The following is a 729-nucleotide window of genomic DNA, read 5'->3' on the forward strand; positions in this document are numbered from 1 at the left end:
ATGAATGTCGGTTTCCAGTCCTTTTGGTTGAGCCGATACGGACACTCCAGTCTTATGTGTGCGGTTTCGAACAAGTCAAGCTGTACGTCAGCTCCAATATACCCTTTGTCACCATAGATGCTACAGTCGTGATAAGTATGTTTTACATCCTTCATATAATGGAGGACAGCTACACTTGCCTTTGACAGATCATAGGAATGGATAACTCCACTTAACCCACAGAGAGCGTGTAACTTATAACCAAAATAATACGTATTCTGCGAAGCACAGAAGCCGAAGTCGGGAGCTTGCGAGAAATTTCCGGTACGCCCCATCTTGCAACGTTTTCCTCTTGCAACCCTACAAACCTCTATCGGCTTGGAGTCAACAAAGAACTGTTCCTCTCCGCCATCCATTTCCATGGCAATCCTCTTGCGCAGTTCCTCACACAGGCCTGCCGTTTTCTTCCTGCGGTCATTGAACTGTCTCCTTGATATGAGATTGGGAATGCTGTCCTTGTATTCTTGCAATTTATAGTCGAACAACCACTTCTCACTATCAATGCTCTCGGTCTCTGCCGTCAGGGATAGTGCCACCACTTCCAAATCCGAAAACTTGGGAACAGGACCACGACGTGGAACATTACCCGATTCATTGACGAGATTTTCAGAGAATTGCTTGCATATCTCAAGTATTTTGACGAATTTTGTATAAAGGTTGTACATACGATGGTTTGAACTTAATGTTTTG

Annotated in this window: 1 protein-coding gene; it reads right to left on the reverse strand. The window is 44.4% G+C overall.

Annotated elements, in window-relative coordinates; genetic code table 11:
- Nucleotides 1-729 (reverse strand): IS982 family transposase (locus tag ST42_RS05325; protein WP_044072704.1); only part of this gene is annotated, 729 nt, incomplete at both ends.

This window comes from Prevotella pectinovora, assembly GCF_000834015.1.
GTDB classification, from domain to species: Bacteria; Bacteroidota; Bacteroidia; order Bacteroidales; family Bacteroidaceae; genus Prevotella; species Prevotella pectinovora.